Annotated in this window: 22 protein-coding genes and 1 tRNA gene; 13 read left to right on the top strand and 10 right to left on the bottom strand. The window is 62.4% G+C overall.

What is annotated here, in order from left to right; translation table 11 throughout:
- Window positions 1-23: 23 nt before the first annotated feature.
- From FW789_RS14895 to FW789_RS14885, 3 genes are all read right to left on the bottom strand, one after another.
- The gene (locus tag FW789_RS14895; protein ID WP_101316394.1) at window positions 24-269 is read right to left on the bottom strand and encodes a PA4570 family protein; all 246 of its coding nucleotides are present in this window, start codon (window positions 267-269) and stop codon (window positions 24-26) included.
- 147 nt (window positions 270-416) lie between these two features.
- Window positions 417-758 carry a zinc ribbon domain-containing protein YjdM gene (locus FW789_RS14890; RefSeq protein ID WP_103436006.1) on the bottom strand — a complete coding sequence of 114 codons (342 nt, stop codon included), beginning with the start codon at window positions 756-758 and terminating at the stop codon, window positions 417-419.
- 270 nt (window positions 759-1,028) lie between these two features.
- Window positions 1,029-1,997, bottom strand: coding sequence for a polyprenyl synthetase family protein (locus tag FW789_RS14885; protein WP_446431668.1), 969 nt, complete (start codon window positions 1,995-1,997; stop codon window positions 1,029-1,031).
- Window positions 1,998-2,242: 245 nt separating this feature from the next.
- On the opposite strand from FW789_RS14885, the gene rplU reads away from it, so the two are divergent.
- From rplU to FW789_RS14860, 5 genes are all read left to right on the top strand, one after another.
- Complete coding sequence (gene rplU / locus FW789_RS14880) at window positions 2,243-2,557, top strand: 50S ribosomal protein L21 (RefSeq protein ID WP_101316400.1); 315 nt, start codon at window positions 2,243-2,245, stop codon at window positions 2,555-2,557.
- 38 nt (window positions 2,558-2,595) lie between these two features.
- Window positions 2,596-2,853 (top strand): 50S ribosomal protein L27, encoded by a 258-nt coding sequence (rpmA, locus tag FW789_RS14875; protein WP_101316402.1) that lies wholly within the window; start codon window positions 2,596-2,598, stop codon window positions 2,851-2,853.
- A gap of 186 nt (window positions 2,854-3,039) precedes the next feature.
- Window positions 3,040-4,266, top strand: coding sequence for an Obg family GTPase CgtA (cgtA, locus tag FW789_RS14870; RefSeq protein WP_101316404.1), 1,227 nt, complete (start codon window positions 3,040-3,042; stop codon window positions 4,264-4,266).
- A gap of 75 nt (window positions 4,267-4,341) precedes the next feature.
- Window positions 4,342-5,460 (top strand): glutamate 5-kinase, encoded by a 1,119-nt coding sequence (gene proB, locus FW789_RS14865; protein WP_103438693.1) that lies wholly within the window; start codon window positions 4,342-4,344, stop codon window positions 5,458-5,460.
- A 4-nt stretch (window positions 5,461-5,464) separates the two neighbouring features.
- Window positions 5,465-5,926, top strand: a complete 462-nt coding sequence (locus FW789_RS14860) for a CreA family protein (protein WP_150570020.1) — start codon at window positions 5,465-5,467, stop codon at window positions 5,924-5,926.
- Window positions 5,927-6,062: 136 nt separating this feature from the next.
- Here FW789_RS14860 and mksF read toward each other — a convergent pair whose 3' ends face one another.
- The 3 genes from mksF to mksB are packed head-to-tail and all read right to left on the bottom strand — an operon-like array spanning window position 6,063 to window position 10,856.
- On the bottom strand, window positions 6,063-8,894 hold the full coding sequence (mksF, locus tag FW789_RS14855) for an Mks condensin complex protein MksF (RefSeq protein WP_150570021.1): 2,832 nt from the start codon (window positions 8,892-8,894) through the stop codon (window positions 6,063-6,065).
- Window positions 8,891-9,598, bottom strand: a complete 708-nt coding sequence (gene mksE, locus FW789_RS14850) for an Mks condensin complex protein MksE (RefSeq protein WP_103436010.1) — start codon at window positions 9,596-9,598, stop codon at window positions 8,891-8,893. The genes mksF and mksE overlap by 4 nt, the downstream gene beginning before the upstream one ends.
- The gene (gene mksB, locus FW789_RS14845) at window positions 9,588-10,856 is read right to left on the bottom strand and encodes an Mks condensin complex protein MksB (protein ID WP_181089112.1); all 1,269 of its coding nucleotides are present in this window, start codon (window positions 10,854-10,856) and stop codon (window positions 9,588-9,590) included. Before mksB ends, mksE begins: the two co-directional genes overlap by 11 nt.
- Window positions 10,857-11,067: 211 nt before the next feature.
- Between mksB and FW789_RS14840 the strand changes: the two genes are divergently transcribed.
- The 4 genes from FW789_RS14840 to FW789_RS14825 are packed head-to-tail and all read left to right on the top strand — an operon-like array spanning window position 11,068 to window position 13,620.
- Entirely contained in the window at window positions 11,068-11,847 is a 780-nt protein-coding gene (locus FW789_RS14840; RefSeq protein ID WP_411562192.1) for an energy transducer TonB, read from the top strand.
- The gene (gene rimI, locus FW789_RS14835; RefSeq protein WP_101316416.1) at window positions 11,844-12,299 is read left to right on the top strand and encodes a ribosomal protein S18-alanine N-acetyltransferase; all 456 of its coding nucleotides are present in this window, start codon (window positions 11,844-11,846) and stop codon (window positions 12,297-12,299) included. Before FW789_RS14840 ends, rimI begins: the two co-directional genes overlap by 4 nt.
- A 51-nt stretch (window positions 12,300-12,350) precedes the next feature.
- Complete coding sequence (gene can, locus FW789_RS14830; RefSeq protein ID WP_101316418.1) at window positions 12,351-12,989, top strand: carbonate dehydratase; 639 nt, start codon at window positions 12,351-12,353, stop codon at window positions 12,987-12,989.
- Window positions 12,990-13,035: 46 nt separating this feature from the next.
- Window positions 13,036-13,620: a D-Ala-D-Ala carboxypeptidase family metallohydrolase gene (locus FW789_RS14825; protein WP_446431667.1), complete on the top strand. Its 585-nt coding sequence runs from the start codon at window positions 13,036-13,038 to the stop codon at window positions 13,618-13,620.
- On the opposite strand, the gene FW789_RS14820 is transcribed toward FW789_RS14825, so the two are convergent.
- Window positions 13,560-14,477 (bottom strand): LysR substrate-binding domain-containing protein, encoded by a 918-nt coding sequence (locus FW789_RS14820; protein WP_446431666.1) that lies wholly within the window; start codon window positions 14,475-14,477, stop codon window positions 13,560-13,562. The two genes, FW789_RS14825 and FW789_RS14820, sit on opposite strands and share 61 nt — an antisense overlap.
- A gap of 141 nt (window positions 14,478-14,618) precedes the next feature.
- Here FW789_RS14820 and FW789_RS14815 point away from each other — a divergent pair, with 141 nt between their 5' ends.
- Window positions 14,619-15,230: a LysE family translocator gene (locus FW789_RS14815; protein WP_446431665.1), complete on the top strand. Its 612-nt coding sequence runs from the start codon at window positions 14,619-14,621 to the stop codon at window positions 15,228-15,230.
- A gap of 2 nt (window positions 15,231-15,232) precedes the next feature.
- Here the strand turns inward: FW789_RS14815 and FW789_RS14810 are convergent, their stop codons facing one another.
- From FW789_RS14810 to FW789_RS14800, 3 genes are all read right to left on the bottom strand, one after another.
- Window positions 15,233-16,465: an MFS transporter gene (locus FW789_RS14810; RefSeq protein ID WP_411562189.1), complete on the bottom strand. Its 1,233-nt coding sequence runs from the start codon at window positions 16,463-16,465 to the stop codon at window positions 15,233-15,235.
- Window positions 16,466-16,780: 315 nt separating this feature from the next.
- Window positions 16,781-16,857: transfer RNA gene (locus tag FW789_RS14805), tRNA-Met, on the bottom strand.
- Window positions 16,858-16,953: 96 nt separating this feature from the next.
- Window positions 16,954-17,880, bottom strand: coding sequence for a FecR family protein (locus tag FW789_RS14800; RefSeq protein ID WP_446431706.1), 927 nt, complete (start codon window positions 17,878-17,880; stop codon window positions 16,954-16,956).
- Window positions 17,881-18,070: 190 nt separating this feature from the next.
- Between FW789_RS14800 and FW789_RS14795 the strand changes: the two genes are divergently transcribed.
- From FW789_RS14795 to FW789_RS14785, 3 genes are all read left to right on the top strand, one after another.
- Window positions 18,071-19,285: an MFS transporter gene (locus FW789_RS14795; RefSeq protein WP_103436015.1), complete on the top strand. Its 1,215-nt coding sequence runs from the start codon at window positions 18,071-18,073 to the stop codon at window positions 19,283-19,285.
- A 160-nt stretch (window positions 19,286-19,445) separates the two neighbouring features.
- Window positions 19,446-21,521 (top strand): TonB-dependent receptor, encoded by a 2,076-nt coding sequence (locus FW789_RS14790; protein ID WP_446431664.1) that lies wholly within the window; start codon window positions 19,446-19,448, stop codon window positions 21,519-21,521.
- A 382-nt stretch (window positions 21,522-21,903) separates the two neighbouring features.
- Window positions 21,904-23,064 (top strand): MFS transporter, encoded by a 1,161-nt coding sequence (locus FW789_RS14785; RefSeq protein WP_181089123.1) that lies wholly within the window; start codon window positions 21,904-21,906, stop codon window positions 23,062-23,064.
- The last annotated feature ends 13 nt before the right edge of the window (window positions 23,065-23,077 follow it).

Here is a 23,077-nt window from a genome sequence, read left to right as displayed (position 1 = left end):
GGTGCGGCCCTTTCGCTTGACCTTCAGTTCCAGTCCGTCCCGCCAGGGCGCAATGCCCGTGCATAGCAGAACAGAAACAAATTGCGTACCAGCTCCTTGAGCACCACCGGCTCGCTTGAATTAAGCCCATGCAGGTCCAGGTCACCCTGGTCGCGTAGCTCGTTGAGGGCGTCCTGCTCAAGTACCGCGCACACTTCACCGGTCTCGCGGTGGAGAATTCTCAGGTAGGGATGGGGGCGGTCCAGCCAGGCGTCAATCAGATAAGTCATGGCTACTCTCCTTGGATAGCGGTTTCCAATGAGAATAATTCTTATTATCAAAATAGCAAGTAACTATTGGTTTTTTTCGCCAATGGTCGGTCGATCCTGTTGCAGGATCTGTCGGGGCCACCGAGGGCAGCCCCAGACCAGAGCAAGTCAGACCTTGCGCACGAACTCGGACTTGAGCTTCATCGGGCCGATGCCGTCGATCTTGCAGTCGATGTCATGGTCGCCGTCGCACAGGCGGATGTTCTTGACCTTGGTGCCGACTTTGACCACCAGCGAGGTGCCCTTGACTTTGAGGTCCTTGATCACGGTGATGGTGTCGCCGTCCTGCAGGACGTTACCGACCGAATCCTTCTTCACCACGTCATCGCTGGCTGCTTCGGCATCGTCGCTGGCCGACCACTCGTGGGCGCATTCAGGGCAGATCAGCTGGGTGCCGTCTTCGTAGGTATATTCGGAATTGCATTTGGGGCAGGCAGGCAGAGTGCTCACTACGGGTCCTTTGGCAGGGCTGGAAAAGCCTACATTGTATAAGGTTTTGCCGGTGAGCGGGGCGATGAGATTCGCTCTCATCACCCGGAGTTGGTGCAGCTCGTGTAGGAGCGGCCTTGTGTCGCGAAAGGGGCGCGTAGCGGCCCCAGATATCAGCTTCGCCGCCGAAATTGCCGGGCCAGCTATGCTGGCCTTTCGCGACACAAGGCCGCTCCTACACAAAGCAGACAGCGCACGGTATCTAAACAATCCCTGGCCCAGCAGCCCTGCTTAGTGAGTACGGGCTACCGCAAACTCGCTGAGCTCGACCAGTGCATCGCGGTACTCGCTGGCTGGCAGTACTTCCAGGCAGGCGATGGCGCGGGCGACGTAGTCGCGGGCCATCTGCGCGGTGTAGGCGAGGGCGCCTGAGTCCTGCACGGCTGCGCGAATCTGCTCGAGGTCTTCCAGGCCACCCTTCTGGATCGCCTTGCGCACCAGTGCGGCCTGCTCGGGCGAGCCTTCGCGCATGGTGTAGATCAGCGGCAGGGTCGGCTTGCCTTCGGCCAGATCGTCGCCGACGTTCTTGCCCAGGGTTTCCGAGTCGCCCTGATAGTCGAGTAGGTCGTCGACCAGCTGGAAGGCCACGCCAAGGTGATCACCAAAGGTGCGCAGCGCTTCACGTTGCTCGTCGCTGGCGCCGGCCAGCGCAGCGGCGCTGTGGGTCGAGGCTTCAAAGAGCATCGCGGTCTTGCCGCGGATGACTTCCATGTACACCTCTTCGCTGGTGCTCGCATCACGCACCCGCGACAGCTGCAGCACTTCGCCTTCGGCGATCACGCGAGTGGCCTTGGCGAGGATCTGCATCACCGGCATCGAACCCAGTTCGACCATCATTTCGAACGAGCGCGAATAAAGGAAGTCGCCCACCAGCACGCTCGGCGCGTTGCCCCATAGTGCGTTGGCGGTGGAGCGGCCACGACGCATGCCGGACATGTCGACCACATCGTCGTGCAGCAGGGTAGCGGTGTGGAGGAACTCGATGGTCGCTGCCAGCAGGCGCAGGTCGTCGCTCTCGCGACCCAGCGCTTTGCCGCAGAGCAGTACCAGCAAGGGCCGCAGGCGTTTGCCGCCGGCCGACGTGATATAGTCGCCGATCTTCGATACCAGCGGCACGCGCGAGGTCAGCTGCTTCTTGATGATCTCGTCGACGGCGCTGAAATCATCAGCTACCGCGCGGTAGAAGGTTTGGGGTTGCATCGGCTGCTCCATTGGGGTTGCGCGGCATGCTAGGTCGAGGGTTGCGGTGTGTCAAGGCACGCTGCCTGCCGCGCCGGGGCGGGACTTGCAAGGCCATCCTGGGTTGCGTACAATCGCGCACCCTAACTTTCCTGGGCAGCACCTGCCTTACGCAATTGCGCCGGGCCGTTCCAGCCTTGTGCAGCCATGCCAGCCAATACTCAATATATAAAGAGCTGGGTGAGCAGGATTATCGGAGAAATACCATGTCTTACGCAGTAATTGTTACCGGCGGCAAGCAGTACAAAGTCGCTGAAGGTGAATACCTGAAGATCGAGAAGCTGGAAATCGCCACTGGCGAATCCGTGACCTTCGATCGCGTCCTGCTGGTTGCCAATGGCGACGCAGTCACCATCGGTGCTCCAGTTGTTGCTGGCGCTACCGTGGTTGCCGAGGTCATCTCGCAAGGCCGTCACGACAAGGTTCGCATCATCAAGTTCCGTCGTCGTAAGCACCACATGAAGCGTATGGGCCACCGCCAGTGGTTCACCGAGATCAAAATCACCGGCATCCAGGCTTAATTTCCTAGATCCCCTGAATTTATTTGGAGAATTGAACCATGGCTCACAAGAAGGCTGGTGGTAGTACTCGTAACGGTCGCGACTCAGAATCGAAACGCCTTGGCGTGAAGATGTATGGCGGCCAGGTCATCAAGGCCGGCAACATCATCGTCCGTCAGCGTGGCACCCAGTTCCACGCCGGCTACGGCGTTGGCATGGGCAAGGATCACACCTTGTTCGCCAAGATCGAAGGCGTGATCAAGTTCGAGAAGAAAGGCGAATTCAACCGCCGTTACGTGAGCGTCGTCGCGGGCTAATCGCGCTGTCGCTGGAGAAGCCCCGTCACGCGACGGGGCTTTTTCGTTTGTGGTGAGCCTCTTGCAAAGCTGTTTGTCTGGGCTGCCGGCGTCGGTCTCTGCGTCTCGGGGTCGCCGCGCTCATTTTTGCAAGAGCCTCATGTTTTTGAGTCATTTCAACTCGTCTGCTGACGAGAGGCGGTTTCTATGAAGTTTGTTGACGAAGTATCGATCCGGGTCAAAGCCGGTGATGGCGGTAACGGTTGCATGAGCTTCCGCCGCGAGAAGTTCATCGAGAACGGTGGCCCCAACGGTGGTGATGGCGGCGACGGTGGCTCGGTGTACATGATTGCCGACGAAAACCTCAACACCCTGGTCGACTATCGCTACACCCGTCACTTCGACGCCCAGCGCGGCGCCAACGGTGGCAGTACCGACTGCACCGGCAAGAAGGGCGAAGACATGATCCTGCGGGTGCCGGTTGGCACCACCGTGATCGATGCCTCGACCCAGGAAGTGATCGGCGACCTGGTCAAGGCCGGGCAAAAGCTGATGGTCGCCCAAGGCGGCTGGCACGGCCTGGGCAACACCCGTTTCAAGTCCAGCACCAACCGTGCTCCACGCCAGACCACCCCAGGCAAGCCGGGCGATCAGCGTGACCTGAAACTGGAAATGAAAGTCCTCGCTGACGTCGGCCTGCTCGGCCTGCCCAACGCTGGCAAAAGTACCTTCATCCGCTCGGTATCGGCCGCCAAGCCGAAAGTCGCCGACTACCCGTTCACCACCCTGGTGCCAAACCTGGGCGTGGTCAGCGTCGACCGCTGGAAGAGCTTCGTCATCGCCGACATCCCCGGCCTGATCGAAGGCGCCTCGGAAGGTGCCGGCCTGGGTATCCGCTTCCTCAAGCACCTGGCGCGCACTCGCATCCTGCTGCATCTGGTTGACCTGGCGCCGCTGGACGAGACCAACTCGGCCGACGCTGCCGAAGTCATCGTCAACGAGCTGACCCGCTTCAGCCCGTCGCTGGCCGAGCGTGAGCGCTGGCTGGTGCTGAACAAGTCGGACATGCTGATGGACGACGAGCGTGACGAGCGGGTCAAAGAGGTGGTCGAGCGCCTGCAGTGGAAGGGGCCGGTCTATGTGATCTCGGCAATCTCCAAGCAGGGTACCGAAGCCCTCAGCCGCGACATCATGCGCTACCTCGAAGACCGCGCCGACCGCCTGGCCGCCGACCCGGCCTACGCCGCGCAGCTGGCCAGCCTCGATCAGCGCATCGAAGACGAAGCGCGTGCTCAGTTGCAGGCCCTGGACGATGCCCGTACCTTGCGCCGCACTGGCGTCAAGAGCGTGCACAGCGTCGGCGAAGACGATGTCTGGGATGATGATTTCGAGGACGACGAAGACGGCCCGGAAATCATTTACGTGCGCGACTGATCGCTTGCAGTACACTAAACGCCGCTCTCAGGAGCGGCGTTTTAGTATCTACGAATCGACATGGGTTGGATGAAGATGCGAAGCAAGGTGACGGGCGCGAAGCGCTGGGTCGTGAAGATCGGCAGCGCCCTGCTGACCGCCGATGGCAAGGGCCTGGACCGCGGTGCCATGGGCGTTTGGGTCGAGCAGATGGTGGCCCTGCGTGAAGCAGGGGTGGAGTTGGTGCTGGTCTCTTCCGGGGCCGTAGCAGCGGGCATGAGCCAGCTTGGCTGGAACAAGCGACCGAGTGCCATGAACGAGCTGCAGGCCGCCGCCTCGCTGGGCCAGATGCGCCTGGTGCAGGCGTGGGAGTCGAGCTTTGGTGAGCACGGCAAGCACACCGCGCAGATCCTCCTGACCCACGACGATCTGTCTGACCGCAAGCGTTACCTGAATGCCCGCAGCACCCTGCGCACTCTGGTCGATCTGGGTGTGGTGCCGGTGATCAACGAGAACGACACGGTGGTTACCGACGAGATCCGTTTCGGCGACAACGACACCCTTGCAGCGCTGGTGGCCAACTTGGTCGAGGCGGACCTGCTGGTGATTCTCACCGACCGCGACGGTATGTTCGATGCCGACCCACGGCACAACCCCGACGCCCAGCTGATCTTCGAAGCGCGCGCCGATGACCCGGCGCTCGACGCCGTGGCCGGCAGCACCGGCGGTGCGCTGGGGCGCGGCGGCATGCAGACCAAACTGCGTGCGGCGCGCCTAGCGGCGCGTTCCGGCGCGCACACCATCATCATTGGCGGACGCATCGAACGCGTGCTGGATCGGCTCAAGGCCGGTGAGCGCCTCGGCACGCTGCTGTCGCCAGAGCGCGGCATGCTCGCGGCGCGCAAGCAGTGGCTGGCAGGCCACCTGCAGACCCGCGGCACACTGGTGCTCGACGAGGGTGCCGTGCGGGCACTACGCCAGGCCAACAAGAGCCTGCTGCCGGTTGGGGTCAAGACTGTTCAGGGCAGCTTCCGTCGCGGCGAGATGGTGATCTGCGTCGGCCCGGACGGCCATGAAGTGGCCCGCGGGCTGGCCAATTACAGTGCGTTGGAAGCGCAGAAGATCATCGGCCAACCGTCCGATGCAATCGAGGCGTTGCTTGGCTACAGCGCGGAGCCCGAGCTGGTGCACCGTGACAACCTGGTTCTGGTGTAAGGGGATGACTGTGCTGAAAAAGCTGTTTGCCGTGGCGGTGTTGATGCTGCCGATGGTCGCGGGCGCTGAAGAAATCGGCCAGGTCTCGACCGTGTTCAAGTTTGTCGGGCCGAATGATCGGATCGTCGTCGAAGCCTTCGATGACCCCAAGGTCGAGGGTGTCACCTGCTACCTGTCGCGGGCCAAGACTGGCGGCGTCAAGGGTGGCCTGGGCCTGGCCGAGGACCGTGCAGAAGCGTCGATCGCCTGCCGTCAGGTTGGGCCGATCAACTTCAAGGGTGAACTCAAGGACGGTGACGAGGTGTTCAAGGAGCGCACCTCGCTGGTGTTCAAGACCATGCAGGTGGTGCGTTTTCTCGACAAGAAGCGCAACACCCTGGTGTACCTGGTCTACAGCGATCGCATGATCGAAGGCAGCCCGCAGAACGCGGTGACGGCGATTCCAATCCTGCCTTGGGCGCAGTAGCAGGTAATACGTATTTTGGGGCTGCTTTGCAGCCCTTTCGCGACACAAGGCCGCTCCTACAAGAGCAGATCGCAGCATCCTGTAGGAGCGGCCTTGTGTCGCGAAAGGGCCGCGCAGCGGCCCCCGTTACCGCAGATCAGGCCAATTCCTCGGCCACATCCTCACGCACAATCGCCTTCTCTGCATCGATCCGGCTGATGTACTTCCAGTCCGATTCGTCGATGTAGATGCCATTCGGCCCGCTACCACCTTCCAGATCGATCGCCACGTGCGCCGACACCTGTGGCTTGACGCTGGCCAGAATCGGCACGAAGCCCAGTTGCTGGCTGGTCTCGAGCAGCGCCGCCTGGTTGCGTTCGTCGATGTCGGCGGCCTCGTCGAGGTAGTACGGCAAGCGAATGCGTCCGGCCAGGTCGCGGTCCATCAGGTGCAGCAACAAGTACATGTTGGTCAGCGCCTTGATGGTCATGGTGGTGCCGTTGGAGGCAGCGCCATCGATGTCGGCGTGGATCACCGGCTGGCTGTTGATCTTGGTGATCTCGAACGCCAGCTCGAACAGGTCCTTGAGGCCCAGTTGGTTGTGGTTGGCTGCCACCAGCCGGGCCAGGTACTCCTTGGCCTCTTCGTTCTTGTGATCCTGGTCGCTGCTCTGGGTCAGATCGAACACCGACAGGGTCTCGCCTTCTTCGTACTGGCCAGCGCTGTGGATGATCTGGTCGATGTGCTTGAGCGCTTCCTTGTTCGGCGCCAGCACCACGCGGAAGCTTTCCAGGTTGGACACCTGGCGCTTGTTGATCTCGCGGTTGAACAGCGCCAGCTGGTGCTCGAGGCTGTCGTAGTCGCTGCGGATGTTGCGCAGGGTCCGGGCGATGTCGGTAACCGCCGCACGGCGCGCCTTGGCCAGGGTCAGGGCTTCTTCGGTGCGGTGCGAGTAGGCGTTGATCAGCAGCTGCAGGCGGCGCTCCATGTCGTCTTCGCTGTCGAACTTGGCCACCCCTTTGAGGCGTACCTGGGCGTACAGCGCCTCGATCTGGTTATCTGCCCGCTGCAGCGCCTGCCAGCTGTCCTGGTAGTCGTTGAGCAGCGGCAGCAGGTTGTCCATCGAGTCGTCCACCGCTTCCATGAACGGCGTGCCGAACGGCATGTCGTTGGGTAGCAGCTGACGGCGGCGCAGGGCGTCTTCGAGGGTGCGCTGCTTGGCTTCGAGATCGGCCAACTGACGGCCGACCAGTTGCAGCTTGGCCGACAGTTGCTGGACGCGCTCGGTGAACGCGTCGCTGGAGCGCTTGAGTTCGTCCTGGGCCGCTTCAAGCTGGGCCAGTTGCTCAAGCTTCTCTGGCTCTTCAGCGGCCAGGGTTTCGCTGCGACGGAAGTCTTCCAGGGCCTTTTGCGCATCCAGTACCTGCTGGTACAGGGCTTCGGTCTGGGCCTTGCTGGCGGTGCGGTCGGCGGCGACCGCCTGCTGGGTCTTGAGCTGCTTGAGTTCGCGGTCGAGGCGGTCTTTCTGGTCGCGCAGGGCCGCGCGGTCAGCCAACGCTTGCAGCGCCGGCGGCTCGATGTGCGAGAGGTCGATGGACAGGCCCGGGGCTTCGAAACGCTCGCCCTTGAAGCTGTCGAGCACCGCTTCCAGTGACTTGACCCAGAGGTCGCTGTCATCCAGTTCGATGCCGCGCTCGCCCAGCGGCAGGCTGAACAGTGCGCCGTTGAACAGGCGCATCAGGCGGTCGACGTCGCCTTGCGAGAACTCTTCGCGCAGGCGTGCGTAGCTGTTGTTGTCGGCATGATCGAGCTGCTGCTTGACCACCTTGACCCGCTTCTCGAGGTCACGCACACGCTCGTCGAGGTCTTCGGCGGAGAACTGCCGCGATTGCGCCAGGGCGCCGGCAAGTTCGTCGTGGGCGTCCTTGGCGGCAAGCAACTGCTGCTCGAGGACGCGTACATCATCGACCAGCGCAAAGCGATTCTTCAGCACCGACAGTTCGCCCAGCCAGCGCTGGATACCGCTGATCTCGCGCTCCAGGCGCATCAGCTCCTGGGTACCGCCGCGTTGGTCGTTCTGCAGGCGGTCCTGCTCGCTGCGGTAATGCTCGGACTGGATCACCAGTTCTTCTTTACGCGCCATGGCATATTCCTGCCAGGTGCCGAGCAGGTTATCCAGCAGCGGCGACAGGCGATGCAGCTTGCCACGCAGGATGTCGCGCTGGGCGACGCCGCCGGCCAGGGCTTCGACCAACGGCCCGGCGGCGACCAGGGCGTTGTAATCGCCTTCCATGCGGCGTACGTCGCGGAAGGCCTCTTCGCAGGCAGCGATGTAGTCGACGCTGCCGGAGCGCAGGCTGTGCTCGAAGGCATCGAGGAACAGCTGCTTGAGCTTGGCTGCAGTGATTTCGCGCATGTGCAGCAGGTTGATGAACAGGGCGCGGAAGGTCTTCAGGCTCTGCTCGCTGGTCGAGCGCAACGGGATCAGGGTCAGGTCCAGTGGCACCGAAGTGTGGCCACCGACCAGCAGACGGCGCAGTTCGTCGGGCTTCAGCTCGTAAGCCTTGAGGCCATTGCGCTCAAGGTTGGTGAACAGCTCCTTCTGGCGCAGGCAGGTGTCGTCTTTCTGGTAGTGAGCCAGGTCCAGCTGGCCTTGGTAGGCAAAGAACTGGTGACCGAAGCCGCCGCCCGGGCCGCGGCCGACTACGCCAATCACGTGCGGGCCATGGGGCAGGTCCAGCTCGCAGAGGATGTAGCTGGTGTCGCTGGCGAAGTAGAAGCGGCGCGACTGCTCGAGGCTGTACTTGCCGAAGCTCATGTCCGACATGCGCGCCAGAATCGGGAACTGCAGGGCGTTGATCGACGCCGACTTACCCAGGTTGTTGGCGCCATAGACCGACAGCGGGTGCTCCAGCGGGAACAGGCCGAGGCTGTAGCCGGCGGTGTTGAGCAAGGCGAAGCGGCGGATGCCGTAGCGTTGCTGGCTCATGCGTCAATCTCCTGTTGCTCTTCGCGGATGGCGCGGGCAAGGGCATCTTCTTCGCTCTCGTCGCCGGCAAACGGGCTGAGGTCGAGCGGGTCGTCGGTGCTGTCGAGTTGTTCGGCGCTGTCGTCGTCGGCCAGCACCGGTACCGGCAGTGGCAGGGCGCTGTGCAGGGTCGCGGCCAGGTCGCGGTCCTGCTGCACCGACAGGCACACATCGATGAAGCGGTGCATCGGCGGCAGGAAACGGTAGATGCCGCCTTCTTCATGAGCGAAGCCCAGCTGGGTCATGCGCCGGAGGATCTTTTCTTCAAGCTCGTCGACGGTCTGTACTTCGGCCTGAATGAACAGGTCTCGGTACTTTTCCAGCAGCGACGGCAGCTCATCGCGGCCGATGCTGCCGCCATCGAGCACGGCGATCGGGTCGCGGCCCTGGTCAGCCAGGTGTTCAACCAGGATGAACGTGAACAGCGACAGGCGCTGGGCGGTCTTGTTGACCTGCGCAGCAGCCAGCTCTGGCACGAAGTAATAGAAACCGCGGGTATCGCACACCAGCTCGAAGCCAAGTGCCTTGAACAGGGTGCGGTACTGGTCCTGGAAGTTCGACAGCTGGGCGTACAACTCGGGGTCGCGGCGGCTGACGTGGAAACCTTTGAACAGCTCGCGGAAGATCGGCGCGAGCTGGGACAGTTCGGAGAGATCAAGATGCATTGGCTGGGCTCGCAGTGGATGCAGGCGATGATTCGGTCAGGGCGAAGGAGCGCAAGCTCACCCGGTGTTCGGCGGTGAGATAGTCGCGCCGTTCGAGGCGCTCGCGGCTGAAGCGCTTCTCGCGCGACAGGCGCGAGAACCAGTACAGCAGCTCGTCGGTGGCGCCTTCGGGCTCCTGCTCCAGCAGCCAGACCATCAGGTCGGGCAGTGGCAGAGCGCTGGCACAGCGTTCGAGCATTTCCTTGACCGTGCGCGGGGCACGTGGCGTCGGGCCCTTGTCGGTGCGGTGGGCCTTGGGGAAGCGCGCCGGCTTGGGCTCGAAGCGGGCCAGCGCGTAAACGTAAGCCTCGACCTGGCTGGCGCTGCCGAGAAAGGTGCTTTGCGGGCGAGTGAACATCGGCATGGCCGCGTGCGGCACGGCATCGATGCCCTTGCGCCGGATCACTGACAGGGCCAGCGCCGCGCCACGGGTCACGGCGTTGTGCCGGCGCGCTTCTTCGCGCAGCGGCAGCAGCAGCTCGCGCGCATGGCGCAGGGTCAGCTGGGCGCTGGTCTGCATCTCGAGGATGCGCGCGTGGGTGCGCAGGAGCATGTCGTCGTCGACCAGGTGGCCGAGCCGCGCCTGTTCGCCGAGCAGGCGCAGCAGCACTGTCTCGACCTTGCGCACGCCTTGCTCGAAGGCGCCGTCGGCGTTGACCAGCTGGATCATCGGCTCGACGTACTCGTCCCAGGTTGCCAGTACTTCGGCGTAGCGCTGGCGCAGCGGGATCTGCCGGTTGCTGGTCTTGGCCCGTTCGGCCACGGCCACCAGCGCCTGCTCGTCGTTGTCGAGTTTCTTCAACACGTCGCGCACGCGCATGTCGAGCAAACGCAGTTGGCGCGCCAGATCGTCGCTGTCGCGGTTGTCGAATGCGTCCTGAATATGCCCGGCCAAGCGCTCCAGATGGCGCAGATAGGCTTCGATTTCCAGGCACAGGCCGAGCCGGTGCTCGCGGCGCAGGTAGGCCAGAAAGTCGTGGATCTGCGCATTCAGCTCGAAGCGGTTCGGGCTTTTTGCCACCGGTACCAGAATATCCAGGCGGATCCACACATCGAGCAGCTGGGTGATGTCCTGCGGAGTGCTTTCTACCTGCTGGCGGCCGAGTTGCTGGCGCAGTTCGATCAGGCTCAATGTGCCCTGGTCGAAGCGTTCGCACAGCGGCTCGATCAATGCCCAGTGTTCGGCGAGGGCGCGCAGGACGCGCTTGGGTTCGATCATTGGCGGGTCGACTCGTTGCCAAATTAAAGCCGGCGATTGTACTGCATCCAGGGGGGAGGAATTCACCCCTTGGTCTGTAATGAGATTGCGTCAGGGATTTACCGGGTTGGCCCAGGGTTTTGCCGGCTGGCAAATTTCCGCCAACCTGTAGCGGCGCGGGGCGGTCAACGGCGTTAGAATGCGCGACTGACTTTTCCCGGATGACCGTGCTGTGCTGATCGAGTCCCGCCGCCGCGCTTACCTGTCTGCCATGCAAGTGGTGCACTGGCTGCCGCGTGCCGAACTGCCGTTCGCCGCGCCGTCGCGCCCCGAGCTGCTGCTGCCGCAGGCGCCGGTCGAGGAAGTCGAGCTCGAAGCCCTGGCGCCAGCGCCCGCCGCCGCACCGGTCGCGCCGCAGGCACGCAGCATCGAACGGCCGAAAATCGAGATTCCGCGCCCAGCCAGCAGCGTCAAGCCAGCGGCCAAGCCGGCCGAGACCGAGGCTGAGCCAGTGGTCCGTGCGGCGCCGGTGCCACCGCCACGGTTTGCCCTGCAGTTGCTGCGCGCCGGCAGTTGCCTGGTGCTGGTCGAGCTGGCCACTGGTCAGCCGTTCCAGAGCCGCGACCCATCCTACCTGCTGCTCAAGGACATGCTCCGCGCCGCCGGCCTGCCGGATGCGCCGCAGATCATCGGCGAGCCGATCCGTTGGCCGCTGCTGGTGCGCGGCAACATGGACCAAGGCCCCGAGGCTGCGCGTGACTTCGTCCAGGGCTTTATCCAGGCGCGCCTGGAAGAATCACCCTGCACCTGCCTGTGGCTGATCGGCCTGCCGGCGCTGCGCTTTGCCGCCCAGGCCGAGGCACCGGCCTATTACCAAGAACTGCAGGTCGAAGCGCTGGGCACTGCCTGGGCGCTGCCTGGCCTGGAACTGTTGATGGACGAGCCGCAGCGCAAGGCGGACGTCTGGCAAGCGATGCGCCAGCTGATGGCGCGCTGGAAGAGCGTTAAATGAGTGATTCGATCAGTTTCCGCCCGATGACCGAGGCGGACCTGGATGCCGTGCTGAAGATCGAGTACGCCGCGTTCAGCCATCCCTGGACCCGCGGGATTTTTCTGGATGCGCTCAAGTCATACCAGATCTGGTTGATGTTCGATGGCGCCCAGCAGGTGGGTCATGGTGTGATCAACGTGATCATCGACGAAGCGCACCTGCTCAACATCACCGTAAAACCGGAAAACCAGGGCCGCGGCCTGGGCCTGCGCCTGCTGGAAAAACTCATGGCCGAGGCCTACAAGCTCAATGGCCGCGAGTGCTTCCTCGAGCTGCGCGCGAGCAACCAGTCGGCCTATCGTCTGTATGAACGCTTCGGCTTCAACGAGATTGGCCGGCGCCGCGACTACTATCCAATGGCTGGTGGCCGCGAAGATGCCCTGGTAATGGCCTGCACCCTGTTCGACGAGTGACCTTGCGCCGTCAGGTCCAGTCACACAGGCATAACCTGATGAGGCAAGACCATGCACGACCTGCAGGAACTGATCGACAACAACGAGCGCTGGGCTGACGCGATCACCCAGCGTGACCCCGACTTCTTCGCCAAGCTGGCCCGTCAGCAGACGCCGGAGTTTCTCTGGATCGGCTGCTCCGACGCACGCGTGCCGGCCAACGAGATCGTCGGCATGCTACCGGGCGATCTGTTCGTCCACCGCAACGTCGCCAACGTGGTGCTGCACACCGACCTTAACTGCCTGTCGGTGATTCAGTACGCGGTCGAAGTGCTCAAGGTCAAACACATCCTGGTCACCGGCCACTATGGCTGCGGCGGCGTGCGCGCGGCCATGCAAGACCGTCAACTCGGACTGATCGACGGCTGGCTGCGCTCGATTCGTGACCTCTACTACGAAAAACGCGGTGAGCTGGCCAAGCTCGACACGGACGAGGCGCGGGTCGACCGCATGTGCGAGCTGAACGTGATTCAGCAGGTGGCCAACGTTGCCCACACCAGCATCATCCAGAACGCCTGGCATCGCGGTCAGGAGCTGTCTATCCATGGTTGCATCTATGGCATCAAGGATGGCCGCTGGAAGAGCCTGGACACCACCATAAGCGGCTTTGCCCAATTGCCGCCGCAATACCGCCTGCGCCCACAGGAGTAGGCTTAACTCTAAGCCAGTAGCCGCCAACTGGCTGAAGGGGTGAGCAATGAAAACTGCAAGGATGCTGCTCTGTGCAGCTGGCTTGAGCATCGCCAGTGTTGCTCAGGCCGACCCGCGCGACCTGTGGATGTTCGCCCAGTGGGCCGGCGACCATCAGACCCGACCGTTTCGCGAGATGCTGGTCGAGGCGCGGCTGTACGGCGTGGTGCCGATTCATCAGTTGCTGCGCTCGGCGTCGGACTGGCGCCAGTGTCGTGCCTTGCCGTTCGCGGTGCCGCCGACGGCGCAGTGGCCGGCAGTGCGCTCGACGCTGGCGTTGCTGAAAACTCTGGCTGAGCAGGATGTTCTGCGCCAGTTCGAGGTGGTCTCGGCGTACCGCGATCCGCAGCTCAACGCCTGTGCTGGCGGTGCGGTGGCGAGCGCTCACACGCGGGCTTTTGCGGTCGATCTGTTACTGCCGGCATGGGCTGACCCCAATCCCTTGTGCCGCTTCTGGCAGCAGCATGGCCAGGCCTGGAGCATGGGCCTGGGCCGCTATCCGTCGGGGCGGATTCATATCGACACCGCCGGTTACCGCACCTGGGGCGGTGATGGCAAAGCCGGCTCGTCGTTCTGTATCAGGCCCAGGTGAGCCAGGCAGGCCTGAGATTGGCAGCGCACCCAGTCGGCAAAGCGCTGGCGCTTGCAGCCGGGCAGAAACGCCTGCGGGCTGAGCAGGTGATACGCCGAGCCATCCGCGATAAACCCGGCGTGCGCGCGCAATTGGCCGCTGGCAATCTCGTCGCTGACCATCAAGGCTGACGCCATGGCCATCCCAAGGCCGGCGCTGGCCGCCTGGATCGACAGATAGAAGTGCTCATACTCGCTGCCTGCGCGGTGCCGTACCCCTTCGCCGCGCAACCGATGCCAGTCAGACCAAGCCTTGGGACGGGTGCGGCTGTGCAGCAAACGAGGGTTTTGCGCCGCTTCCTGGCTGCCCGCTCGACAGACCGGCCCCATCCATTCATCGCAGATCTTCACGCTGTGCAGCGTGCGTTCCCAGTGAAAATCGTCACGCCGCAAGGCCAGGTCTATGCCGCTGCGGGCAAAGTCCACTGCTCCGCCAGCAGCGACCAGTTGCAGCTGGATATCCGGGTGCGCGGCATGAAAGTCCGGCAGCCGTGGGATCAGCCAGCGCATGGCGATGGTCGGCTCGCAGGAGAGCACCAGCACGTTGTCCTGAAGCGGTTGTTGCATGCGCTGCACGGTGTCTTCGATCTGCTCGAAGATGGCCTGGGTGGTGCTCTGCAGGGCGCGCCCGGCGGCTGTCAAAAACAGCGCCCGGTTGCGCCGCTCGAACAGTTCGACCCCCAGACTTTGCTCTAGCAAGCGTACTTGCCGGCTAACCGCGCCATGGGTGACGTGCAGGCGCTCGGCCGCGCGCACAAAGCTCTCGGTCTGGGCGGCAACGTCGAAAAAACGCAGGGTGTTGAGCGGCGGCAGTTTCATTGAAATCTCGGCGCAAGTGAACGCTGCATATCTGTGAGAAAAACTAGCGTATCTGCGCGACTATAAATCGATTTTGACCTGTGGATAAGCCCTCGATAATCGGCGACCTGTGGATTTTCATCGTCTATCGAGGCCGCCTGAGTGAATGAACTGATTGCCGTCGCCGTGTTTACCGTACTTGCCGTGACCGGCGCTGACTTTGCCATGGTCACCCGCAGCAGTTATGCACAGGGGCGCAAGGCCGGCCTGGCCGCTGCGGTCGGCATTGCCTTGGGCGTGCAGGTGCATGTGCTGTACACGGTGCTGGGCATCGCCGTGATCATCAGCCAAAGCCCAGCGCTGTTCATGGCCATGAAGGTGCTGGGCGCGGGCTACCTGATTTATCTGGGCTACCAGTCGCTAACCAATACCAAGCGGATCCACCTCGACGACGTCGGCCAGAGGCAGAGCTGGGGTAGTTTGAGGGCGTTACGCACAGGATTTTTCACCAACGCGCTGAACCCCAAGACCATGCTGTTTGTGATCAGCGCCTACACCCAGGTGGTGCAGCCGGGCAGCTCGCTGGCGCAGGACTTTGCCTACGGCGCGTTCATGTCCTTCGCCCATTGGCTGTGGTTCAGCCTGGTGGCGGTGTTTTTTTCCAGCGCAGCGCTGCGCCTGGCAATGATCGAGCGCCAGCGAGTGGTTGATCGGCTGATCGGCGTGGCGCTGATCGGTCTGGGTGTGACCGTGCTGGTGGCGGGCGTGCGCTGAGTTTAGTTGATGGGTGTCTTGCTCTGCATGAGGTGGTCCCGTTCATGCTCCCTCCCTCGCTCTGTGATACAGATACCGAGCGACAGCAGCAAGGCGACCGTAGCGAGCCCCGCGCCAACCCAAAGATTACCTTCCAGACCAACGCCATCCAGCACCCGGCCGCCAGCCCATGCGCCCAAGGCGATGGCAACATTGAAAACCCCTACATAAAGCGCCGTAGCGACTTCCACTGCACTTGGTGCGGCCTTCATCATCCACGTCATCAGGCCTACCGACACGCCGCCATAGGCCAGCCCCCAGACCAGCAACAGCATGCCGCCGCCGAAGTTGGAATTGCCGATGAGCAGGAACAGCACCGGCGTCAGCAGCAGCCCGGTCGAGATCGCCAGCAAGGTACGTGCTGTGCGCCGCGCGGCGATGACGCCGGCAAGGAAGTTGCCGACGATGCCGGCGAAGCCATAGGCGAACAGCAGTGCGCTGACCCATTGGCTATCGAAGCCTGACACCGACATCAGCAAGGGCCGCACGTAGGTGAACAGCATGAAGTGCCCGGCGACCAGTGCCAGCGTCAGCAGCAACCCCACTTGCAGTTTGCGGCTACCCAGCTGCTGGGCAAACTGGCGCACGGTCACCGAACTGGTTACCGGTAGCCCGGGGATCACCGCAAGGTGCAACGCCAGCACCAATGCGCTGAACAGGGCCATGCCGGCAAAGGCCCAGCGCCACCCGGCATAGTCGCCGATCAACGCACCCAGCGGCACGCCAAGCACCGAAGCAGCGGCCACCCCGCCGAAGATGATCGAGGTCGCCAGGCCAACCGAGTGCGCCGCCACCAGCCGCCCCGCCAGCCCCCCGGCGATCGCCCAGATCCCCCCCATGCAAAAGCCGACCAGTACACGCGCGGCCAGCATCCAGGCCATGCTCGGGGCCAACGCCGAGGCGATGTTGACGATCACCAATAGCCCCAGCAATCCGCAGAGGATCCTGCGTCGATCAATGCCGCCGGATGCGATGACCACCAGCGGGGCAAAAAACGCTGCCAGTAGTGCAGGCAGTGAGATCATCAGCCCTGCCGTGCCGGTGGACGTGTTCAGCGATTCGGCAATCGGTGGCAGCAGCCCGACCGGGAGCATTTCAGTGGTGACCACGGAAAATGTCGCAAGGCCGACTGCGCTGACGGCCAGCCAGGGGTGCTGCGCGGAGGTTGCTGTGAGTTCGGATGAAGACGTGCTCATGGTTCAGGTCCTTTGAGTTTTCAAGCAAGCCTTGTCGTCTGGCAGTGGTATCTGGAACAGAACATACGCGGCGTATGAAAGGGACCCTATATTGATACGTGGTGAATGTAAATAATCATACGTACTGAACGTAAGTGCGTTGATTTCTCGCGGCATCGGCACGGAGAGGGGGTAGGCAGGAAATTTTGCCCAGAGGAATACGGAGAGAAGTTGCAGGGCGATTCAAGGACAGAACGCCAGAAACAAGAAAGCCCGCACTAGGCGGGCTTCTTGTTAGATCTACAGACCTCGTGAGAAATCTGTAGATCTGAAGGGTGGTGGCTACACAGGGACTTGAACCCCGGACCCCAGCATTATGAATGCTATGCTCTAACCAACTGAGCTATGTAGCCAACTGGCGCGCATTATTCGCTTCAGACGCCCCTCTGTCAACACCCGGATCAAAAAAAATTTACACGGTTTCAACCGCTTAGCCTGCGAGTGCGGTTTCAGCGGGCGATCAGCCACTGGCCGAACAGGCTATACAGCTGCAATTGCTGCTCGGCGGCGAGCTGATCGAGGCTGGCCTGGGCGCGGTCGAGGTTGAAATCACCGCTGACCCGGCGATAAGCGGTTTGCTCATCCATCAGCCAGACGCGCTGGCCTTGATAGCCGGCCAGGCGCCCGAGCACGCTGGCCAGGGGCTGATCCTTGACCTGCAAGTGCCCGCTGCGCCAGGCCTCCACGCGCTGCACGTCGATTTTTTGCACAGGGTCGATGCGCTGTTCGGTGAAGGTTACCCGTTCGCCGGCCGAGAGCAGGCGTTGATCGCCGCCTTGAATGATCATGGCTTTGCCGTTGAGCACGACCAGTTCATCATGTTGGCCGCTGCGGGCGATCATCAGGCGAGTGCCATAGACCTGAATGCGCGCCTGGCCGACCTGCACTTCCAGGGCGCGGCCATCGAGCACCACTTCGAGCGAAACCTGACCTTGCACCAGTTGCAACTGGCGAGTGCGCCCGCGCAGGTCGGCGTTCATCGCGCTGGCGCTGTCCAGGTGCATCGTTGAACCGTCGGCCAGGCGCACACTGCGGCGCTCGCCGCTGGCGGTGTGCAGTTCACTGGCCAGGCGCTGCATCAACGGCCAATACAGATAGGCAAGAGCGGCGAGGATCAACAGAAACAGCGCGGCGAGGGTTTTGCCGAGATAGCTGCGGCGGGTTTGCAACTGACGCGGGCGCGGCCTTGCTGGAGGCGGAGTGAGTTGCTGCCAGTAGGCTTCCAGCTCAGCGTAGGCGCGGGCGTTGGCTGGGTCCTGCTGCTGCCACGTGGCGAACGCCTGCCGCTGCAGCTCATCGCAGCCTGGCTGACGGAGCATGGAAAAGCACTCCAGTGCCTCGCGATCGGCGTCGGGCGTGGGCTGCTGGGCGGGCATCGGGTTCATTGATCGGTCGGCTCGCAGGTGAGGCGGAAGCGGCGAAAGGGAGTGGGGCAATGTGCCATGGATGCTAATTATATTGAGAACCATTTGCAAGTGCGTGTCGGGCCGATGGTAAAAAAGCTAGCTATGTATCGATTTGTTTCCCGATAATCGGATCCCAAACCCGCGGACGGATGTCGAGCCCATGGCCATCAGCAGTTCTCAAACCACCTCCAGCGCAACTACGGCTTCAGGTGCCAACCCTCTGGTGATGCGCATCATCGGCTTCTGTGCGCTGGCGCACCTGATCAACGACCTGATCCAGGCCGTGCTGCCGGCGATCTACCCAATGCTCAAGGCCAATTACAACTTGAGCTTTGCCCAGATCGGCCTGATCACTCTGACGTTCCAGATCACTGCGTCGCTGTTGCAGCCGTGGGTGGGCTTTTTCACAGACAAGCGGCCGACGCCGAATCTGCTACCGCTGGGCACCCTGTGCACCTTGGTCGGGATCGTGTTGCTGGCATTTGTTGGCAGCTTCCCGATGATTCTGGTGGCTTCGGCGCTGGTCGGCATCGGTTCGTCAGCATTCCACCCCGAGACATCGCGGATTGCCCGGTTGGCTTCAGGTGGGCGCTTTGGCCTGGCCCAGTCGACCTTCCAGGTCGGCGGTAATGCCGGCTCGGCGCTGGGCCCGCTGCTGGCAGCCGCGATCGTCATTCCGTTCGGCCAGACCCATGTCGCCTGGTTCGGCCTGGCTGGCTTGTTCTTCTTCGGCGTAACCCTGCTGCTGCGCCGCTGGTACAAGGAGCACCTCAACCAGGCCAAGGCGCGCAAGGCGGTAGAAGCGACCCATGGCCTGTCGCGCCAGCGCGTGATTGGTGCATTGGTGGTGCTGGGCTTGCTGGTGTTTTCCAAGTACTTCTACATGGCCAGCTTCACCAGCTATTTCACCTTCTACCTGATCGAGAAGTTCGACGTTTCGGTGGCCAGCTCGCAGTTGCACCTGTTCCTGTTCCTTGGCGCAGTGGCGGCGGGGACCTTCTTTGGCGGGCCGATTGGCGACCGCTTCGGGCGCAAGGCGGTGATCTGGTTCTCGATTCTCGGTGTGGCGCCGTTCACCCTGGCGCTGCCGTATGCCGATCAGTTCTGGACCACCATCCTCAGTGTGGTGATCGGCTTTATCCTCGCTTCGGCATTCTCGGCCATCGTCGTTTACGCCCAGGAGCTGGTGCCGGGCAATGTTGGCATGATCGCCGGGATCTTCTTCGGCCTGATGTTCGGCTTTGGCGGCATCGGCGCGGCGCTGCTGGGCTATGTGGCCGACCTGCGCGGGATCGAATACGTGTATGCGCTTTGTTCGTATCTGCCGCTGTTTGGCCTGCTGGCAATATTGCTGCCGTCTACCGGCAAACGCTGACAAGTGCAGTGGGGCCGCAATGCGGCCTCACTGCAAGTTAATAAGAGTAATTATCAATCTTATTCCTATAACGCTCACTTTCACTTAGAATCCGCCCCGCTGGCCGCAACGAGCAGTGGGCCTGCGCAAAACAACAATATCTGGCGTAGTGGAGCGGGTCGTGAATTTCAAGAAGAATACGCTTGCCCTGGCTGTGGGCGCTGTCGCGTGCCTGGCAAATAGCGGCTGGGCCGCTGAAACATCGAACGCTGCATCACCAAACGTGGTCGAGATGGCGCCAATCACGGTGACCGGCGAGAAGATCGACCGCACCCTCGAGCAGACCCAGTCCAGCGTTGTGGTCGTCACCGACCAGCAACTGCGCGACAAGGCCGATCACAGCCTGGTTGATGTGTTTGCGCGAACGCCTGGGGTATACAGCCAGGCCGGCAACGAGAACTGGGGCATCCGTGGTGTGCCGGTGTCCGGTTTCGATGACCAGGGGCCGTCGACCATGAACGGTGCCGTGTCGGTCTATATCGATGGCGCTGTGCAGCCGAACCGGGCACTGACCTTGAGCCCGAACCCGCTGTGGGATACCGAGCAGGTCGAGGTGTTTCTTGGCCCGCAGTCCACCACTCAAGGGCGCAACTCGCTGGCCGGTGCAGTGGTGATCAAGACCAAGGATCCGACCTTCGACCCAAGCTTCTCTGCCCAGACCAACGTTGGCAACTACGGTGAAAAAGGCCTGGCCGTTGCTGGTGGTGGCGCCATTGTCGAGGGCAAGGTCGCCGGGCGTATCGCTGTGGACCGCCAGGACGGCGACGGCTATATCGACAATATCGCGCTGGGCAAGGATGCCAACCCGCATCGCACCAGCAATGCTCGCGGCAAGTTGCTGATCCTGCCCAATGACGACCTCGATGTACTGCTGACTTATGCCCACAGCGAGCACCGTCAGGGCGACAACTCGGTCATGCGCGAGAACGACAAAGTCCGCTACTACAAGGTGTCGTCCAATACCCAGGCCTTTGACAACCTCAAGCAGGACACCGTCAGCGCCAAGGTCGACTATCGCCTGAGTGATGCCTGGTCGCTGACCAGCATGACCGTCAACACCCGCTCCGATTACAGCAACCGCCTGGACTTCGACCAGACCGCCGAGAGCAACGACGTCATCCTCCGTGCACACGATGGCAATTTGTTCAGCCAGGAACTGCGGCTGAACTACAGCTCGGATGACGTGAAGAGTTTCATCGGCGCCTATTACGGCCACAGCACCAACAAATTCCATGACCGCCTGTTGTTCGATGACACCTTGTTCGCCACCGTCAAAGGCGACACGACAATCGATAACAAGGCTGTATTCGGTGAGGTCAACTGGACCTTCGCGCCGCGCTGGACGTTGATCACCGGCCTGCGTTACGACCACGAAACCAATGACACCGACGTCAAGCAGGACGATCTGTCCAGTCCGGGGCAAGTCAGTGAATCGTTCAACGCCCTGTTGCCCAAGCTGGGTCTGAACTATGAACTGGCGGCCAATCAGTTCCTCGGCTTCATGGTGCAGAAAGGCTATCGCGGCGGTGGCGTCAACGTGCGCTCCGGCAGTGGTCACGAGTCGTATGACCCGGAATACACCACCAACTATGAGCTGTCCTATCGCGGGACATTCATGGAAGGCAGCCTGCGCACTCGCGCCAACCTCTATTACACCGACTGGAAAGACCAGCAGGTCAGCGTACGCCAGGACAACAGCAACGTTATCAATGTGTATAACGCCGGTCGCAGCACCATCAAAGGCCTGGAAGTGTTTGTCGAAAAAGACCTCAGCGAGCAACTGACGCTGACCTTGGGTGGCTCGGTCACCGATGGCAAGTACAAGGACTTCGTTGCCGGCAACGGCCAGGACCGCAGTGGCGAGGCGTTCCTCTATGCGCCCAAGTACAAGATGTCGCTGGGCGCGTTGTATCGGGTCAATGAACGGCTTACCTTCAACACTGACCTGACTTACCAAAGCACGGCGCCGTCGCAATACGACTTCAATACCGCGGGCCAGGTTATTGGTGAGCGCAGAAGCGACAACTACGTGCTGGCCAACTTCAGCAGCGAGTACAAGGTCACCAAGAACATCGCGGTGTCCGGCTTTGTCAAAAACGCCTTCGACAAGGAGTACGTGACCAACAACCGTGGCGGCGACATCATCGATGCCGGTGCACCACGTACCTTTGGCCTGGCGCTGCGTTACGACATGTAAGCCTGGAGGCGGTGAAGCGCACGGTTCGCTTCACCGCCCTTGCATGCCCCCCGATTGACGCGCTCGCCAGCCTTGGCCTAGAGTGCCGCTTCCTATTTACCTGCGTAGTCGATGCAATGCGCCGTAGTCAGCGTCTCCTCCAAGCCCTTCAGCCTGCAGCCCAGGCCTGTCGGCGTGCCTGGCCGAGCGACACGGTGCTCAAGCGGCGGCGCAGCGTGCTGTTTGCCTTCACCTTCTCGCCACACCTTGCCCTGAACTGATTCGCGCCGCTGCGACCAGCGCCCTTTGCGCCTGGCCATGGGCGCCTGTGTGCAGTCATTTTTCAGGGTTATCAGCCGACGCGGCCGCAGGTGCCGCCGTGCCGGCATGCAAGGAGTGGGTAATGAACATGCGTTTGCTGGCGGGCCTTCTGTTCGCCGTATCGGTCGTGGGTTTCAGCCTCGGGGCGAGCCTGCCGCTGGTGTCGTTGCGGCTGCAGGACAGCGGTGCCAACACCCTGCAGATCGGCATCATGGCGGCGATACCGGCGGCGGGGATGATGCTCTCGGCGTTTCTGGTCGATGCCTGCTGCCGCTACCTGACCCGACGCACCATCTATTTGCTGTGCTTCAGCTTGTGCGCGCTGTCCATCGGCCTGTTGGAGTGGGCGTTCTCATCGATCTGGCTGCTGGCCTTGTTGCGACTAGGGCTTGGCCTGGGCATGGGGATCGCCATCATTCTGGGTGAATCGTGGGTCAACGAGCTGTGCCCGGAGCACAACCGCGGCAAGATCATGGCGCTGTACGCCACCAGTTTTACCGGCTTCCAGGTCCTTGGCCCGGCGATGCTGGCGCTGGTCGGCGCGCACAGCCCGTGGATCACCGGGGTGGTTACGGCCTGTTATGGCCTGGCCCTGCTGTGCATCGTGCTGACCGTACCCAACGACCACGTCGAACACGCTGAAGAAGACGACAAGAGCTTTACCCTGGCTGGTTTCTTCCGGGTCGCGCCGGCGCTGTGTGTGGCGGTGCTGTTTTTCTCGTTCTTCGATGCGGTGGTGCTGTCGTTGCTGCCGGTGTATGCCACCAGTCATGGCTTTGCCGTGGCCGTGGCGGCGCTGATGGTGACCGTGGTGTTTGCCGGCGACATGCTGTTCCAGCTGCCGCTGGGCTGGTTGGCGGATCGGGTCGAGCGCACCGGCCTGCATTTGCTATGCGGGGTGCTAGCAATGCTGATCGGCATCGGCCTGCCATGGTTGCTGCAGATGAGCTGGCTGTTATGGCCGATGCTGGTGCTGCTGGGCGCGGTGGCTGGCGGCATCTACACCTTGGCGCTGGTGCTGATCGGCCAGCGCTTCAGGGGCCGCGACCTGGTCACGGCAAATGCCAGCGTCGGCCTGCTGTGGGGCGTCGGCAGCCTGATTGGGCCGCTGCTCAGCGGCGCCGCGATGGGCGCCGCACCGCATGGTCTGCCGATGGCGCTGGCACTGATGGCAGGGCTGTTCGTGTGCTTTGCCCGGCAGTCGTACCGCCGCGCCGGCAAGCTCAAGGCAGCCGCCGAGTAAGCGCTCGGCGAAG

The organism is Pseudomonas sp. 1121_17 (assembly GCF_052850745.1).
This window is presented reverse-complemented; position numbering and strand designations above follow the sequence as displayed.

What these genes read in the sequence shown, in the direction of transcription:
- FW789_RS14825 (WP_446431667.1), top strand. Translation starts at nt 13,036, where the DNA reads ATGAAAACTGCAAGGATGCTGCTCTGTGCAGCTGGCTTGAGCATCGCC.
- FW789_RS14810 (WP_411562189.1), bottom strand. Translation starts at nt 16,465, where the DNA reads ATGAGCACGTCTTCATCCGAACTCACAGCAACCTCCGCGCAGCACCCC.
- cgtA (WP_101316404.1), top strand. Translation starts at nt 3,040, where the DNA reads ATGAAGTTTGTTGACGAAGTATCGATCCGGGTCAAAGCCGGTGATGGC.
- FW789_RS14820 (WP_446431666.1), bottom strand. Translation starts at nt 14,477, where the DNA reads ATGAAACTGCCGCCGCTCAACACCCTGCGTTTTTTCGACGTTGCCGCC.
- rplU (WP_101316400.1), top strand. Translation starts at nt 2,243, where the DNA reads ATGTCTTACGCAGTAATTGTTACCGGCGGCAAGCAGTACAAAGTCGCT.
- FW789_RS14785 (WP_181089123.1), top strand. Translation starts at nt 21,904, where the DNA reads ATGAACATGCGTTTGCTGGCGGGCCTTCTGTTCGCCGTATCGGTCGTG.
- FW789_RS14885 (WP_446431668.1), bottom strand. Translation starts at nt 1,997, where the DNA reads ATGCAACCCCAAACCTTCTACCGCGCGGTAGCTGATGATTTCAGCGCC.
- FW789_RS14895 (WP_101316394.1), bottom strand. Translation starts at nt 269, where the DNA reads ATGACTTATCTGATTGACGCCTGGCTGGACCGCCCCCATCCCTACCTG.
- rimI (WP_101316416.1), top strand. Translation starts at nt 11,844, where the DNA reads ATGAGTGATTCGATCAGTTTCCGCCCGATGACCGAGGCGGACCTGGAT.
- rpmA (WP_101316402.1), top strand. Translation starts at nt 2,596, where the DNA reads ATGGCTCACAAGAAGGCTGGTGGTAGTACTCGTAACGGTCGCGACTCA.
- mksB (WP_181089112.1), bottom strand. Translation starts at nt 10,856, where the DNA reads ATGATCGAACCCAAGCGCGTCCTGCGCGCCCTCGCCGAACACTGGGCA.
- mksE (WP_103436010.1), bottom strand. Translation starts at nt 9,598, where the DNA reads ATGCATCTTGATCTCTCCGAACTGTCCCAGCTCGCGCCGATCTTCCGC.
- FW789_RS14860 (WP_150570020.1), top strand. Translation starts at nt 5,465, where the DNA reads ATGACTGTGCTGAAAAAGCTGTTTGCCGTGGCGGTGTTGATGCTGCCG.
- FW789_RS14800 (WP_446431706.1), bottom strand. Translation starts at nt 17,880, where the DNA reads ATGCCCGCCCAGCAGCCCACGCCCGACGCCGATCGCGAGGCACTGGAG.
- mksF (WP_150570021.1), bottom strand. Translation starts at nt 8,894, where the DNA reads ATGAGCCAGCAACGCTACGGCATCCGCCGCTTCGCCTTGCTCAACACC.
- proB (WP_103438693.1), top strand. Translation starts at nt 4,342, where the DNA reads ATGCGAAGCAAGGTGACGGGCGCGAAGCGCTGGGTCGTGAAGATCGGC.
- can (WP_101316418.1), top strand. Translation starts at nt 12,351, where the DNA reads ATGCACGACCTGCAGGAACTGATCGACAACAACGAGCGCTGGGCTGAC.
- FW789_RS14795 (WP_103436015.1), top strand. Translation starts at nt 18,071, where the DNA reads ATGGCCATCAGCAGTTCTCAAACCACCTCCAGCGCAACTACGGCTTCA.